Source organism: Ensifer sp. 22460 (assembly GCF_052044935.1).
GTDB lineage: Bacteria > Pseudomonadota > Alphaproteobacteria > Rhizobiales > Rhizobiaceae > Ensifer.
This window is the reverse complement of sequence record NZ_JBQENZ010000001.1, coordinates 284,914-299,100: the sequence shown is the minus strand read 5'-3', so window position 1 is coordinate 299,100 and position 14,187 is coordinate 284,914. Positions and strand designations below refer to the sequence as shown.

At 61.4% G+C, this 14,187-nt stretch carries 14 protein-coding genes; 12 read left to right on the top strand and 2 right to left on the bottom strand.

What is annotated here, in order from left to right; all coding sequences use genetic code 11:
- Positions 1-14: 14 nt before the first annotated feature.
- A complete protein-coding gene (locus ACTJKM_RS01465) occupies positions 15-932 on the bottom strand; it encodes a 2-dehydro-3-deoxygalactonokinase (protein WP_057250831.1) in 918 nt (305 codons plus the stop codon).
- A complete protein-coding gene (locus ACTJKM_RS01460) occupies positions 932-1,702 on the bottom strand; it encodes an SDR family NAD(P)-dependent oxidoreductase (protein ID WP_057251097.1) in 771 nt (256 codons plus the stop codon). Before ACTJKM_RS01460 ends, ACTJKM_RS01465 begins: the two co-directional genes overlap by 1 nt.
- A gap of 150 nt (positions 1,703-1,852) precedes the next feature.
- On the opposite strand from ACTJKM_RS01460, the gene ACTJKM_RS01455 reads away from it, so the two are divergent.
- The 12 genes from ACTJKM_RS01455 to ACTJKM_RS01400 all read left to right on the top strand — a co-directional run bounded on the left by ACTJKM_RS01455 (position 1,853) and on the right by ACTJKM_RS01400 (position 14,036).
- Positions 1,853-2,668 (top strand): IclR family transcriptional regulator, encoded by an 816-nt coding sequence (locus tag ACTJKM_RS01455; RefSeq protein ID WP_162261289.1) that lies wholly within the window; start codon positions 1,853-1,855, stop codon positions 2,666-2,668.
- A gap of 194 nt (positions 2,669-2,862) precedes the next feature.
- A complete protein-coding gene (locus ACTJKM_RS01450; RefSeq protein ID WP_440659871.1) occupies positions 2,863-3,603 on the top strand; it encodes a LuxR family transcriptional regulator in 741 nt (246 codons plus the stop codon).
- Between the two features lie 142 nt (positions 3,604-3,745).
- Positions 3,746-4,519, top strand: a complete 774-nt coding sequence (locus ACTJKM_RS01445; RefSeq protein WP_057250827.1) for a LuxR family transcriptional regulator — start codon at positions 3,746-3,748, stop codon at positions 4,517-4,519.
- Between the two features lie 461 nt (positions 4,520-4,980).
- On the top strand, positions 4,981-6,144 hold the full coding sequence (locus ACTJKM_RS01440) for an Mrp/NBP35 family ATP-binding protein (protein ID WP_110878044.1): 1,164 nt from the start codon (positions 4,981-4,983) through the stop codon (positions 6,142-6,144).
- Between the two features lie 547 nt (positions 6,145-6,691).
- Positions 6,692-7,669 (top strand): magnesium transporter CorA family protein, encoded by a 978-nt coding sequence (locus ACTJKM_RS01435; protein ID WP_093232039.1) that lies wholly within the window; start codon positions 6,692-6,694, stop codon positions 7,667-7,669.
- Positions 7,670-7,685: 16 nt separating this feature from the next.
- Entirely contained in the window at positions 7,686-9,584 is a 1,899-nt protein-coding gene (locus ACTJKM_RS01430; protein ID WP_057250821.1) for a potassium transporter Kup, read from the top strand.
- A gap of 352 nt (positions 9,585-9,936) precedes the next feature.
- Entirely contained in the window at positions 9,937-11,058 is a 1,122-nt protein-coding gene (locus tag ACTJKM_RS01425; protein ID WP_057250819.1) for a cell wall hydrolase, read from the top strand.
- Positions 11,059-11,360: 302 nt separating this feature from the next.
- Entirely contained in the window at positions 11,361-11,720 is a 360-nt protein-coding gene (locus ACTJKM_RS01420) for an AtpZ/AtpI family protein (protein ID WP_057250817.1), read from the top strand.
- Positions 11,721-11,780: 60 nt separating this feature from the next.
- Entirely contained in the window at positions 11,781-12,533 is a 753-nt protein-coding gene (locus ACTJKM_RS01415) for a F0F1 ATP synthase subunit A (RefSeq protein ID WP_057250816.1), read from the top strand.
- A gap of 82 nt (positions 12,534-12,615) precedes the next feature.
- Entirely contained in the window at positions 12,616-12,843 is a 228-nt protein-coding gene (locus ACTJKM_RS01410; RefSeq protein ID WP_025426100.1) for a F0F1 ATP synthase subunit C, read from the top strand.
- A gap of 76 nt (positions 12,844-12,919) precedes the next feature.
- A complete protein-coding gene (locus tag ACTJKM_RS01405; protein ID WP_057250814.1) occupies positions 12,920-13,537 on the top strand; it encodes a F0F1 ATP synthase subunit B in 618 nt (205 codons plus the stop codon).
- 13 nt (positions 13,538-13,550) lie between these two features.
- Positions 13,551-14,036: a F0F1 ATP synthase subunit B gene (locus ACTJKM_RS01400; RefSeq protein ID WP_057250812.1), complete on the top strand. Its 486-nt coding sequence runs from the start codon at positions 13,551-13,553 to the stop codon at positions 14,034-14,036.
- Positions 14,037-14,187 lie beyond the last annotated feature (151 nt).

The window sequence follows — 14,187 nt, the reverse complement described above, 5'->3', positions numbered from 1 at the left end:
AGCTTGTCTTTCGTTCAGAGAGGCCAGATCGCCTGGGCGGCGGTCGAAAGGCCGGCGCGGACTGCCGTGTCGGCGTCGACGACCCGAAGCGGGCGGTCGAGGCTTTCAAGCGCGGCTTGATAAAGTGTACCGAGTGAACCGGAGGCCACGAGGCAGATGCTGTCGATCGTCTTGGCTGACGCCAGCGCGCCGGCGATCTCAAGGCCGATCAACGTGCCCGACAACAAGGCCTTGGCGTCGGTCGCACTGGCGCCGTGCAGCAATTGTCCGGCGCGCGCGCCGAAGACCAAGCTGGTCCCCAAGGCGGGATTGGTGCGTGCCTCGGCTACCGCCGCCGCGAAGGCAGGGTGATCGCCGGAAAACGCATGGGCATCTGCGATCGAGTGGCTGAGGATCGAGTGCTTCGAAATCACGTCGAACAGTTCGCCGGTCATGAAAGTGGAAAAGCCGCTGACGGCGCCGTCTTCGAGGCGAACCCATTTGCTGTGCGTGCCTGGCATGCAGACGAGGTGTCGGCCGCGGCCGAGTTCGCCGGCAGCGCCGAGCAATTGCGTCTCCTCGCCGCGCATGACGTCCGGGTGCCGCATGTCGCGTTGCGCGAGACCCGGCAGGATGCGGATGTCACGATCGCGATCCGGCACCGCAACCGCATGGGAAGCGATGTCGGCAAGGGCCGCGGGGGTATCAATATAGCCGGCCTCGACCCAGCCCTGCTTGGCGCCGGCCATGCCGCAGATGATCGCCGGCAGGTGGCTCGGCGCGTCGACGGCAGCGAGGTGGCGTTCCAGGATCGTGTGGAAACCGGCCTTGCTGGCGGTCGTCATGCCTTCGCCGCTGCGGCGTTCGGCAAGCACCGAGCCATCCTCGCCGATGATCCACAGTCGGAAACTCGTCGTTCCCCAGTCGACTGCCGCATAATAGGCTGCCGTCATCACAGTGCGCCTCCATCGATGATCATTGTTTGCGCCGTCATGCCCGCGGAGCAGTCCGACGCGAGGTAAAGGCAGGGCCCGACGAGATCGTCGGCGGTTAGGCTGCGTTTCAGGCACTGCCTTTCCTGCATCTCGGCGATCGCCACGTCGTTCAGCCACAGCCGCTTCTGCCGTTCGGTGACGATCATGCCGGGCAGGATTGCGTTGACGCGGATATTGTCGGGCCCGAGCCTGCCGGCGAGCGATTTGGTCAGACCGACGATACCGGCCTTCGCCGTGGCATAGGCTGGAATCTCGCCCATGTTGAGCAGAAAGGCGATCGAGGAGAAATTGACGATCGAACCGCCGCCCGCTTGCCGCATGTGCGGCACGATCGACTGGCTCATGAAGAAGAGGTGCCTGAGATTGACGGCCTGGCTTTCGTCCCAGATCTCTTCAGTCACGGCTTCCAATGCCTGGCGATCATCGCGCGCCGCATTGTTGACGAGCACATGGATCGCACCGAGCGATGCTGCCGCCGCTTCCGCCGTATGACGCACCGCTTCGATATCGCGCAGGTCGCCGGGGATGAAATGCGGCTTGTAGCCCGTTTGATCAGCAAGCCGTTCGACGAGCTCGGCACTTGCCCGCTCGTCGATATCGGCGAAGGCGACCCGCGCGCCCTGGCGCACGAAACCCTCGACCAGGGCCGCGCCGATGCCCGAGCCGCCGCCGGTTACCAGCACGCAGCGGTCGCGCAAATCGTGAAATTGTGCCTTGGGCGCCGGCATGTCCCTCATTCCCTCGTAAGACCGTTCTAAGCGTATGATTGTTCCATTATTTGGAACTTGATTTTAGTATGTGGAATTATCGTGTCGAAGCGTCTATCTTGTCAAGATCAGGCGCGCGACGCGACGCCACTTGAAGACAAGCGAACGACGATGACAAACGACATGATGGTGGCGGACGAGGGGCGAGGGGAGGCCGGTACCGGCACGCTCGGCAAGGCGATTGCCGTGCTGGAAGCGGTGGTCACGGCAGACGGCCCGCAGCGCTTTACCGATATTCTTGCCCGATCCGGCCAGCCGCGCGGCACATTGCACCGGTTGCTCAGCCACCTCGTCGAGGAAGGGCTGCTCATTCAGCGCCGGGATCTCTCCTATGAGCCCGGCCTCCGGCTGCTGACGCTTGCCTATCGTTCCTGGTCTGCCAACCGCTTTCGCGACGTTGCCGAACCGCACCTGCAGCGCCTGCACGAATTGACCGGCGAGACCGTGCATCTCGGCATCCTGCGCGAAACGGAGATCGTCTATGTCGACAAGGTCGAGAGCCGTCAGACGGTGCGCATGAGCTCGCAGATCGGCAAGGCCTCGCCCGCCTATTGCACCGGCATCGGCAAGGCGGCGTTGTCCTTGCTGGCGCAGCCGGTGCTGAAGCATGTGCTGGCGAGAACCGCGTTTCATCCTTTCACTTCGCACACGCATCGTTCGGCGGCGACGCTGCTGGCGGAAGTCGAAGAGATCAGGCGCGACGGCCATGCCTTCGATTGCGAGGAGCATGAAGCGGAAATTCGTTGCGTGGCTGCACCCATTGCTATCCCCGGTAGCGAGCTTGCGGCGGGGATATCGGTGACGGGGCCGGCCTACAGGGTGAGCATGGAGCAACTGGTGGCTTGGGCGGCACCTGTGCGCGAAGCGGCTCGGGCGATTGCCGAGGAGGCCGCGATCCGGCTTGGGCCCGGACGTGGTGGACCTTGAATTCACTTTACGGTAAATTAGAAACATCGACTAGACGCGGCGCGTCAAGCTCGGTAGCTTTAATATATCAGACTCAGGTTCGTGGATGGTCTTAGTCTGGTTTGGTTTTGGTATTTGTAGAATTTTTGACGTGGTCTTCATGCGGCGTCAGCGGCCGGCCTTTCTTTGGCGCCGGATGTGGAGAAGGGCGGAAGATGATCGATTTCAGCGCGAATTTGTCGTCGTTGACGCTTCCTGATGGGCGGAGCATCAGGGGGCCGATCTGTTGCGAAGAAGACTTTCGGCGAGTGATCGCCCAGGTAGCGGATGCCTATGGCTTCCGCGGCTTTCTGGTTCTTGCGGTTCCGGACACGGGCTGCAGCAGCCTGACGGCCAACGCACTTATGACCAATTATCCGACCGCGTTCTTGCAGGGGTATGACAGCGCGGGCCTGATTAGTGGCAGCCCGGTGATCCAGCGCCTGCGCCGCAGCACCATTCCCTTCACCTATGACGCGCATCAGCTGGCGCGCCGTCGGTCCGACGGCAAGGGCGATGCGGCCATTTGTGTCTTCGAACAGGCGAACATGCCGCGCGGCCTCTATCTGCCGGTACATGATGCGAGCGGCCATCGCGCGGCCATCGCTTTTGGCGGTGATCGTTCCGTCGTCTCGAACGATGAGTTGCAGGAACTCAATCTGTGGGCGGGCCTGCTCTATAGCAAGTACATGGAAGTTCGCGACCGCGATCGGCGCGGGCCGGGCAGTCTTTCGCGCCGCGAGGTGGAGTGCCTGCGCTGGGCGGCTGCCGGCAAGACCACCAGTGAGATGGCGAAAATCCTGGCGCTGTCCGAGTATACGGTCAACCATTACCTCAACCGTGCGACGCGCAAGCTGGACTCGGTCAACCGCGTCCAGACCGTCGCCAAGGCCATGCGCGCCGGTCTCATCAATTGAGATCGGTGCCGGCCGCGCCTGAAGCGAACGGCACTGTCTGCGCTTCGCGAGAGAAATACACAGACTTTTGGGCCGAGGAGGCAGGGAATCTCGATCATCTGTTGGCATTGGCAGGCCGCTCGGTCTATTTGATACCTGATGAATGCCATGGAACGCGCGAATGCAGGATACGATGACGACCGGGATGACTGACGCAGATCTGCCCCGGGGCGGTGATTTCGCGTCCGAGATCGCAAAGCTTGAGACCCAGTTCGATATCATCCGCTATATGCGGCGGATTACGCAGGTCTTCGGCTTCAAGACCTTTCTGATCTGCTCGATCCCCTCGATCGACGTGGAGCGGCTGGCCGCGAGCACGGTCATCTCCAATATGCCGGCGGAACTGCTGAACAAATATGACAGCCTGTCGATGCTGCGCTTCAGCACCGGCGTGCGCCGCCTGCGCGAGACGACGACGCCGTTCCAGGTGACGCTGGACGCCTGGGAAGGCGAGGGCGGCAAGCCGGAGACGGCGGCCGAGTACATCGCGATGCTGCGCGAGAACGGCATCTTCCAGGCAAGCTATTTCCCTGTTCACGACGCCGAGGGTGGCCGCGGCGCGGTCATTCTCATGGGCCCGCTGGTCGAATTGCCGATGACGGTGACCATGGAACTGCAGATGATTGCGATCCATGTCTACAATCGCCTCGCCGAGATCGGCTCTGTGTGGAAGAGCAGCGGCGCGGCGCTTTCGGAGCGCGAGATCCAGTGCCTGAGCTGGACGGCGGCCGGAAAGACCAGTGCCGAGATCGCCGGCATCCTCGGGCTCTCCGAACATACGGTCAATCACTACCTCAATCACGTGACCAAGAAGCTCGACGCCGTGAACCGCACCCAAGCGGTCGTAAAGGCGATGAAGAAGGGCTACATCAGCTAGCCCTCCCGGCGTCGAAGGCCGTTTTCCTCTTCTCGCGTGCCCTCCGTCTCCGTTGCGATCACGAAGGCTGCCGCCCGCGTTCCTATGCCGCTGAGATCGCCCACCGCCGCGGCTGATTTGCTCCATCCTTGGACGATTTGCAGAGAGGTGCTCAGAATCTGGGCAGATGCTCTGGCCGCATCAGGCGTTGAGAATTTATACATCTATTTGAAATTGCTTGCTATTCTTGCCGAATTTGAATCTGGCACGCATCCTGCATTTCTATTGGCATGTCCAGAGGGGACTAAAAAGAAGACAGCGCCCACGAAGGTCGCGATCGAAAGGGCCACTGCCCGCCTCAAGGTGATCCCGGATGTACGGACACCGGGGTGGACGGTGGCCCTTCCTTTTTCCGTTATGTCGCATTGGCGAAGCGCCCCGCCTCGACTATCTAAGGGATAACAAAAGAATGAGAGGGCGCGATGCCGGAAGTCACGAAAGAAGTGGTCCTTGAGAAGCTGCGCACGGTGCGTGGCCCGGGCATGGAAGGCAACATCGTCGACCTCGGACTTGTGTCTGATGTCTTCATCTCCGATGGCAAGGCCTATTTCTCGATCACCGTGCCGGCCGACCGCGCCAAGGAACTGGAGCCGATGCGGGCCGCAGCCGAGCGCGTCGTGCGCGACATCCCGGGGATCACGGCGGCCATGGTTGCACTGACCGCCGACCGCAAGGCGGCGCCCGCCGGCGCCCCGGTGCAGCGTCCGCAGCCCTCGGCAGCGCCTCATGCCGGCCATTCCCATGCGCCGCGTCCCGCCGGCGGCCCGCCGGCCAAGGCTGGAATTCCGGGCGTCGGCGCCATCATCGCGGTTGCCTCCGGCAAGGGCGGTGTCGGCAAGTCGACGACCTCGGTCAACCTGGCGCTGGCGCTGAAGGCAAATGGCCTGAGGGTTGGCCTGCTCGATGCCGATATCTACGGCCCGTCGATGCCACGCCTTCTGAAGATTTCCGGAAGGCCGCAACAGATCGAAGGGCGCCTTATCCGCCCGATGGAGAATTACGGTCTCAAGGTCATGTCCATGGGCTTCCTCGTCGATGAGGAAGTGGCGATGATCTGGCGCGGACCGATGATCCAGTCGGCCCTGCTGCAGATGCTGCGGGAAGTCGCCTGGGGCGATCTCGATGTGCTGGTCGTCGACATGCCGCCCGGCACGGGCGACGCCCAGCTCACCATGGCCCAGCAGGTGCCGCTCGCCGGCGCCGTCATCGTCTCGACGCCGCAGGATCTCGCCCTGATCGATGCCCGCAAGGGCCTGGCCATGTTCCGCAAGGTGGAAGTCCCGGTTCTCGGCATCGTCGAGAACATGAGCTATTTCATCGCGCCCGACACCGGCAAGCGCTACGATATCTTCGGCCATGGCGGCGCGCGCAAGGAAGCCGAGCGCATCGGCGTCCCGTTCCTCGGCGAAGTGCCCCTGACCATGGGAATTCGCGAAACGTCGGACGCCGGGACACCGCTCGTCGCGTCCGACCCGAGCGGTGAGATCGCGCGTGTCTATCGCGATATCGCCACCAAGGTCTGGGATCAGATATCCGCCGCGCAGCAGGACAAGAGCCGCGCCGCGCCGACCATTGTCTTCGAGTGACGGTTTGCAGGGAGGCCGTCTGGTCTTTCCGGGCCGCGGTTCTCCCCGTTCCGGAACAGGCCGCAACTCAAGGCGCTGCAGCGACTTTGCACGTCAGGCATGACGTGACGCTCGGCACCGAATCGTTTTGCCCTTGATTCGATTTTGATTTAAGCAAACATGCGGTAGGGTGGTGCCGGTATGGCGGCACATGCCCGCGTGCCGGATTGCAAGGGGGCATTGATTTTGCGTTTGCGTTGCGCCATATGCCTTGCCGCACTTGCGAAGGTGCCCAACTTGACGCCCGCTCGCCGGAGATTTTGGCCTCGCGCGATGACTGAGTTGAAGACTTTGTCCTGACTGGCGGAACGCTCCATCCGATGGATCTCTATTGCGGGTATTTTGTGGCGCACGACCTTTCGCCTTCGCGGTTCGGCACGCTGCATGATTGCTTAGATCGGAATCGATTTAAGGATAAAATTATGCAGCCGCTCAATGTGTTACAGCGACCCTTGCGCGTCTCAGAAGACGGGCCGCGCTGTCAGTTTCGCATGACGAGGACGGTCGCATGATCACCGGCTATTGCGCCGATGGGACAGCCGTCGTTCTGACACCGGCCGAACCACCCGAAAAATTGCGTCCCGATGTCATCTGGCTGGATCTGGTCGAGCCCACCAAGGCAGAAGACCTGATGATGGAGAAGCTTCTCGGCATTTCCATCCCAACACGCGACGATCTGAAGGACATCGAACCGTCGAGCCGCCTCTATGTCGAGGAGAGTGCCGTGTTCATGACGGCGTCACTGGTGTTCCGTTCGGATACGGATATCCCTGGACTGACGGATGTCGGCTTCATCCTGTCGGGTGGCCGGCTTGTCACCATCCGCTATGCCGAACCCCGGTCGTTCACCCTCTTCAAGACATCGATGCATCGCTTCCCGGGCGGTTGCCGCGATGGCGCGGTTGTCCTGACCCGGCTTCTGGAAACGGTCGCCGACCGAACCGCCGAGATTCTCGAGCAGGCGGTCACCAAGATCGACGATCTGTCGATCGACGTCTTCAGCGACAAGGCTGCAGGCAAGCGCCGGTCGCCGCATTATCTCGAGGCGCGCTTGCGTGATGTCGCTGGCCATCATCGCCTCGTCGCCAAGACGCGTGACAGCCTTGCCTCGCTCTCGCGCCTGCTGACCTTCGTCTACACTGTTCCGGAGGTGCAGGAAGACAAGGACACGCGCGAACTCTGCCGTTCGATCTCCCGCGACATCCAGTCGCTTTCCGAGCACGCAAGTTTCATTTCCGGCAACATCACCTTCCTGCTTGATGCGTCGCTGGGTCTGATCAACGTCGAGCAGAACGCCATCATCAAGATTTTCTCGATCGCGTCGGTCGTCCTGCTGCCGCCGACCCTGGTCGCTTCGGTCTACGGCATGAACTTCCGCGTTATGCCCGAACTGGAATGGCACTTCGGCTATCCCTGGGCGATTGCGGCGATGGTGATATCGGCCGTCATCCCCTTTTTCTTCTTCCGCTGGAAAGGCTGGCTGTGAACGCCAGTAGGTTTGCATGACCCAACCGCATGCCCCCTCCCACGAGCCGAAGGATCTGCGCCGCCTGCTGATCCTCGGGCTTGGCTCGATCGGTGTCGTCTACGGCGATATCGGCACCAGCCCGCTCTATGCCTTTCGCGAAGCGCTGCGCCCGGTTTCCCACGACGGCGTGACCGACGTGGAGATTATCGGCCTGATCTCGCTGATGATCTGGACGCTGACGATTATCGTCACGATCAAGTACGTGCTGTTCCTGCTGCGCGCCGACAACCAGGGGGAGGGCGGCACGCTGTCGTTGCTCGCTCTTCTGATGAAGTCCGCCAACGGGCACGCATCGATCCTCTTCTTCATGGGGATCGCGGGTGCAGCACTTTTCATCGGTGATGCGATGATCACGCCGGCCTTGTCCGTTCTTTCGGCGGTCGAAGGTCTGAAGCTGGTGACGCCGGCGCTATCGGAATACGTGGTTCCGATCGCGGTGGTCATCCTGCTCATGCTGTTTGCGGTGCAGTCCAAGGGAACGGCGGCCGTCTCCAACTTCTTCGGGCCGATCACGCTGGTCTGGTTCCTGGTGATGGGCTGGATCGGCCTCGTCCACATTTCCGACGACCTGACGATCTTCAAGGCCTTCAATCCTTACTATGCCGTGAGCTTCATGCTGAATGAAGGCTATGTCGGCATCATCGTCCTTGGCGCCGTTTTCCTGACGGTGACGGGTGCCGAGGCGCTCTACGCCGACCTCGGACATTTCGGTCGCCGACCGATCCAATGGGCCTGGTTCCTGGTCGTCTTCCCGGCGCTGACCCTCAACTATCTGGGGCAAGGTGCCTTCGTGCTGCAGAACCCGGAAGCGATGTCCGATCCGTTCTTCCTGATGTTCCCGAAATGGGCGCTGCTACCGGTCGTCATCTTGGCGACGGCGGCGACCATTATTGCCAGCCAGGCAGTGATAACAGGGGCCTTTTCGCTGACGCGTCAGGCGATCCACCTGGGCTTCCTGCCGCGCATGGCGATCTTCCACACGTCGGAGACGCATACGGGTCAGATCTATCTTCCGAACGTCAACACGCTGCTGATGTTCGGCGTCATGGCGCTCGTCTTCGTCTTCGGCTCGTCGGAATCGCTCGCCACCGCCTACGGCATCTCGGTCACCGGCGCGATGGTGGTGACGACGGTGCTTTCGTTCGAGTTCCTGCGCACGCGCTGGAATTGGTCCGGGCTCTGGGCGGCGGCGGTGTTGCTGCCGCTGTTTGGGCTTGAGTTCATCTTCCTCGGCGCCAACATGCTGAAGATCCACGACGGCGGTTACGTGCCGGTGCTGATCGCCGCCACCTTCATCGTCATCATGTGGACCTGGCGGCGCGGAACCGAGATCCTGCACGCCAAGACGCGCCACATCGACATTCCGCTTGCGAGCTTCATCAAGTCGATCGAGCGCAAGAGCGAGCATGCACCGGTGGCCGTTCCCGGCACGGCCGTGTTCCTGACGAGCGATCCGGAATCGACCCCGGCCGCACTGCTCCACAACATCAAGCACAATCATGTGCTGCACAATCAGAACTTCATTCTGACGATCCGTACCGCCAATACACCGAAAGTGCCGAAGTCGGAGCGGGTGAGCATGCAGCCGCTTTCGGATCGCTTCACGCTGCTCGAGATGCGCTTCGGCTTCATGGAAACGCAGAACGTCTCGCAGGCGCTCGGCCTTTTCCGCAAATCGGGGCTGAAGTTCGACATCATGTCGACCTCCTTCTATCTCGGTCGCCGCAAGCTCGTGCCCGATGCCGAATCCGGCATGCCCCATTGGCAGGACCGGCTGTTCATCGCACTGGCCAATGCGGCGATCGACCCCTCGGACTATTTCCGCCTGCCGACCAACCGCGTCGTCGAACTCGGCTCGCACGTCATCATCTGATCCTTGCGTCCCTCAACCTGGTGTACCGGGCAGGGGCTTCGCGCACACAGTCGGATAAAGCGGAGCCGTACCCGGCCGGGGCGGCTCCGTTCGCGTTATGACGGCCGTGTTCTTCAGCGAGGCTGCATTAACTAAACATCAAGGTTAATGCTTCATTTTCAAAGCTCGAACGAAGCGGCTCCGGCGGGGTGTCCGGCCGCCTCATTGTCTTAGCTTCCCGCGCGGAATCTCCGACGCTGGCTTCTTGCCGGCGCGGGCAAAGCCGTGCCGTTCGTCAAGCGTTGCGTGGAGTCGGTTGGTGCGTAAGAGTCGGAACCTGCGTCAAAAGTCTCGCCTGAACGTGTCCACGTGGATGGCGCCTGCAATCATCGGCCTCGCGCTCTATCTCGGCTTCCCTTCCGTTGCGGCCTATGCGGATCTCGCGACCTTTCTCTCCGGCATCAATCGTGGCGGTGAGCGCTGGCGCATGTACATGACGCCGTCGCCGGCGGGCTCGATCCACGAAGTCGAGATGGTCTTTGCCGATCCGATCACGACGGGCGCGCTCGATGGCGGCGCCGGCATCAACATGCCCGACGGCAGCCATGTCGCACTCACGTCCGAGACCAAGCATTCCGGCACGCCAGACGAAGAGCGTATCAACCGCCGCGACAAGAAGGGACGCATCGTCGCCGTCACGCCGATGACGCCGCCCAAGGATTTCAGCGCCGGCTCCATCCTGCAGCGCACGAGTTCCCTCACGGAGCCGCGCTTCGAGGAGGGCGAGAAAATGGTCTTCGCCAAGGCGCGCATCAAGGGCAAGGAGATCGAGATCGCCACGGCCTTCTATGGAAAGAAGCCGCCAAAGGCGGATCCCGGCGTTTCGCCGATGCTGGCCAAGCTCGTGACGAACGACAAGCCCGACATTCTTGCGACTGCTTACGTCCGGCCCGAGCCGGACTATGCGCGTGAATCACCCTTCGATTCGATCCTGCGCGAGGACAAGAACGCTGGCCGCTTCATTCCCGAAATCGCGCCTGACGACCACGCTTGGGCGGCAACGGTGCTGCCCTCGGCCGTATTCAGCAAGGAAGAGCAGGCCTGCCTGGCCGAAGGCATCTATTTCGAAGCGCGCAGCGAGTCGCTCAAGGGCCAGGCGGCCGTCGCTCAAGTGATTCTCAATCGCGTCCGCAATCCGACCTATCCGAAAACCATCTGCGGCGTCGTCTATCAGAACAAGACCTGGCGCAACCGTTGCCAGTTTTCCTTCGCCTGCGACATGATCCGGGACCTGATCTATTCGCGCTCGCACTGGAAAATGGCCAAGGAAGTCGCGATGGCGGTCACGGCCGGCAAGATCTGGCTGCCAGAAGTGGGCTCTGCCACCCATTACCATGCGACCTACGTCAATCCGCCCTGGGCAAAGACGATGAAGCGGGTCGGCAAGATCGGTATGCACATCTTCTACCGGACCTATGGCGGCGGCTGGAGTTGATCGGCGCCTGGCGCGATTCCGCCGTCTTTTCCTGTCTAACCCGTAGAACCGAGATTCCAGCCGACAGAGTGCAGGAATCCTGCGACAACCTTGTCGCGGATCGTGCTTTGCAATTCTAACTATTTGAATTATCGTAATAATATTGTCCACGGTCAAGCTGCCCGCATGCCTTGACTATGCGGGTGCCTAAAACTATGTTGCGCGCGACTTCAAATGGGGCCGAAACGTGGCTTGAACGATGGCCTATTGTATGACCGAAATCGCGGTCTGAGACCCGATCAGGACGGCAAGGGAGTGGCCACGTGGCGGAGAAACCTGAAGAAAGTCTGGAAGCGCGGCTGAAGCAGCTCGGCGATAAGATTGAGGCCAAGAAGCCTCATACGTCTGATGCAGCGGAGGCCCGTGCCGCCGAAAGCCGTAAGGGCTATGCGGCGGCGATGAAGCTGTCGAGCGAATTCATCGCCGGCATCGTTGTCGGCGCGTTTCTGGGCTATCTTTTGGACCACTTTGCGGGTACAGGGCCGTGGGGCATGATCATCCTCCTGCTTCTTGGCTTCTGCGCTGGCGTGCTGAATGTGCTGCGCTCGGCCGGTATGGTGGCAACACCGGAAGCTGGAAGAGGCGGCCCTGAGGATGACAAGAAGGACGGAGACGCCCACTGAGGCGTTGTCCCGAAGAAAACGGTTTCCGCTCTTGGGCGGGCAGAACGAAAGAGAAGCGCGGTGTCAAACGATCCGACCCACCAGTTCCTGGTCAACAAGATTGTCCCGATCGAGATTGGCGGAATTGACTTTTCCTTCACCAATGCGTCGCTGTTCATGGTCGCGACCGTGGGTGCTGCCGCAGGCTTCCTGTATCTGACGACGTCGCAGCGCGGTCTGATCCCGAACCGCATGCAGTCGGTCTCCGAAATGTCCTACGAGTTCATCGCCTCGATGCTGCGCGAAGGCGCCGGCAGCGGCGGCATGAAGTTCTTCCCGATGGTGTTCTCGCTGTTCATGTTCATCCTGACGGCGAACCTGCTCGGCATGTTCCCGTACTTCTTCACGATCACCAGCCAGATCATCGTCACCTTCGCACTGGCGCTGTTTGTGATCGGTACCGTCATTCTCTATGGTTTCTACAAGCACGGTTTCGGTTTCCTGAAGCTTTTCGTGCCGCATGGTGTTCCTGGCGTGCTTCTGCCGCTTGTCGTCGCGATCGAAATCATCTCGTTCCTTTCCCGCCCCATCAGCCTCTCGGTCCGTCTTTTCGCCAACATGCTGGCCGGCCACATCACGCTGAAGGTCTTTGCAGGCTTCGTCACGTCGCTCAGCGCCCTTGGCGCGCTCGGCATCGGTGGCGCGATCCTGCCGCTCATCATGACCGTCGCCATCACCGGTCTTGAGTTCCTCGTCTGCTTCCTCCAGGCCTATGTCTTTGCGGTACTGACCTGCATGTACCTCAACGACGCTGTCCATCCCGGAAGCCACTAAGGAATAACAGTCGCTTGCTTTCGGCCGGCCCTCCGCCGGAAGCACAATCCTAAGCCGCAACACCATTCGAAGGAGTTCAAACATGGAAGCGGAAGCAGCAAAGTACATCGGCGCAGGTCTCGCTTGCCTCGGTATGGCCGGCACGGCTCTCGGCCTCGGCAACATCTTCGGCAGCTACCTGTCCGGCGCACTGCGCAACCCGTCGGCTGCTGACGGTCAGTTCGGCCGCCTCGTATTCGGCTTCGCCGTTACGGAAGCTCTGGGCATCTTCTCGCTGCTCGTAGCCCTGCTCCTCCTCTTCGCCGTCTAATATCGGCTGGAGTTTCGGCCGCGGCCCGTCAAAAGGCCGCGGCCGCGCATATTCTTGAGTGCACCTGGAGGTGAGCATGTTTGTGACCGCGGCCTATGCCCAGCAGTCAACCACCACTGAAGGCGCCGAAGCACACGATGCCGCTGCGGCCGGTGAGGTGCACACCGAAACGGGTGTGGCCCACGAAGGCGAGGCTGGCTCCGGCGTGTTCCCGCCCTTCGATTCGACCCATTTCGCATCGCAGCTGCTTTGGCTCGCGATCACGTTCGGCCTCTTCTATATCCTGATGTCGAAGGTCATCATTCCGCGTATCGGCGGAATTCTCGAAACCCGTCACGATCGGATCGCTCAGGATCTCGATGAAGCGTCCCGCCTCAAGGGCGAAGCCGACGCGGCCATCGCTTCCTACGAGCAGGATCTGGCAACGGCCAAGTCCAAGGGTCACAAGATCGCTGACGACGCTCGCGAATCCGCAAAGGCCAAGGCCAATGCAGACCGCACGGCCGTCGAAGCCGATCTCGCCAAGAAGATTTCGGCTGCGGAAGACCGCATCGCCGACATCAAGGCAAAGGCACTGGCTGACGTCGGCGCCATCGCTGAGGAAACCGCGACCGCTGTCGTCAAGCAGCTGATCGGTGGAACCGTCACCAAGGCCGAGATCACCGCTGCCGTCAAGGCATCGGCCGGTAACTGAGGAGCACTGAACCATGCATCTTGATGCGACCTTCTATGCCCTCGTCGGCCTGATCCTGTTCTTCGTCCTGATCGCCTATCTCAAGGTTCCGGGCATGATCGGCAAGGCGCTCGACGCCCGCGCCGAAAAGATCGGCAACGAGCTGACCGAAGCCAAGCGTCTGCGCGAAGAAGCACAGAGCCTTGTCGCCGAGTACCAGCGCAAGCGTAAGGATGCCGAAGCGGAAGCTGCCGGTATCGTCGCTGCCGCTCAGCGCGAAGCCGAAATGCTGACGGCGGAAGCCAAGCAGAAGACCGAGGAATACGTTGCCCGTCGCACGGCTCTCTCGGAGCAGAAGATCAAGCAGGCTGAAAGCGACGCGATCAACGCCGTCCGTTCCGCTGCCGTCGATCTGGCGATTGCCGCTGCCGAGAAGGTCGTCGCCGCCAAGGCCGACGCCGGTGCACAGAGTGATCTGTTCACGAAGGCGCTTGGCGAAGTCAAGGCACGCCTGAACTAAGCCTCAGGACATTCCGGATTTGAAAAGCCCCGCCCTGTGCGGGGCTTTTTGTTTGGGCCATGCACCGGGTTTGGCTGCAGGCACTGGCTTGCCGGCGATACGCTGGGCGATCGCTGAGACAACAATGCGCATGCCCCCGCTTCACGGCGGG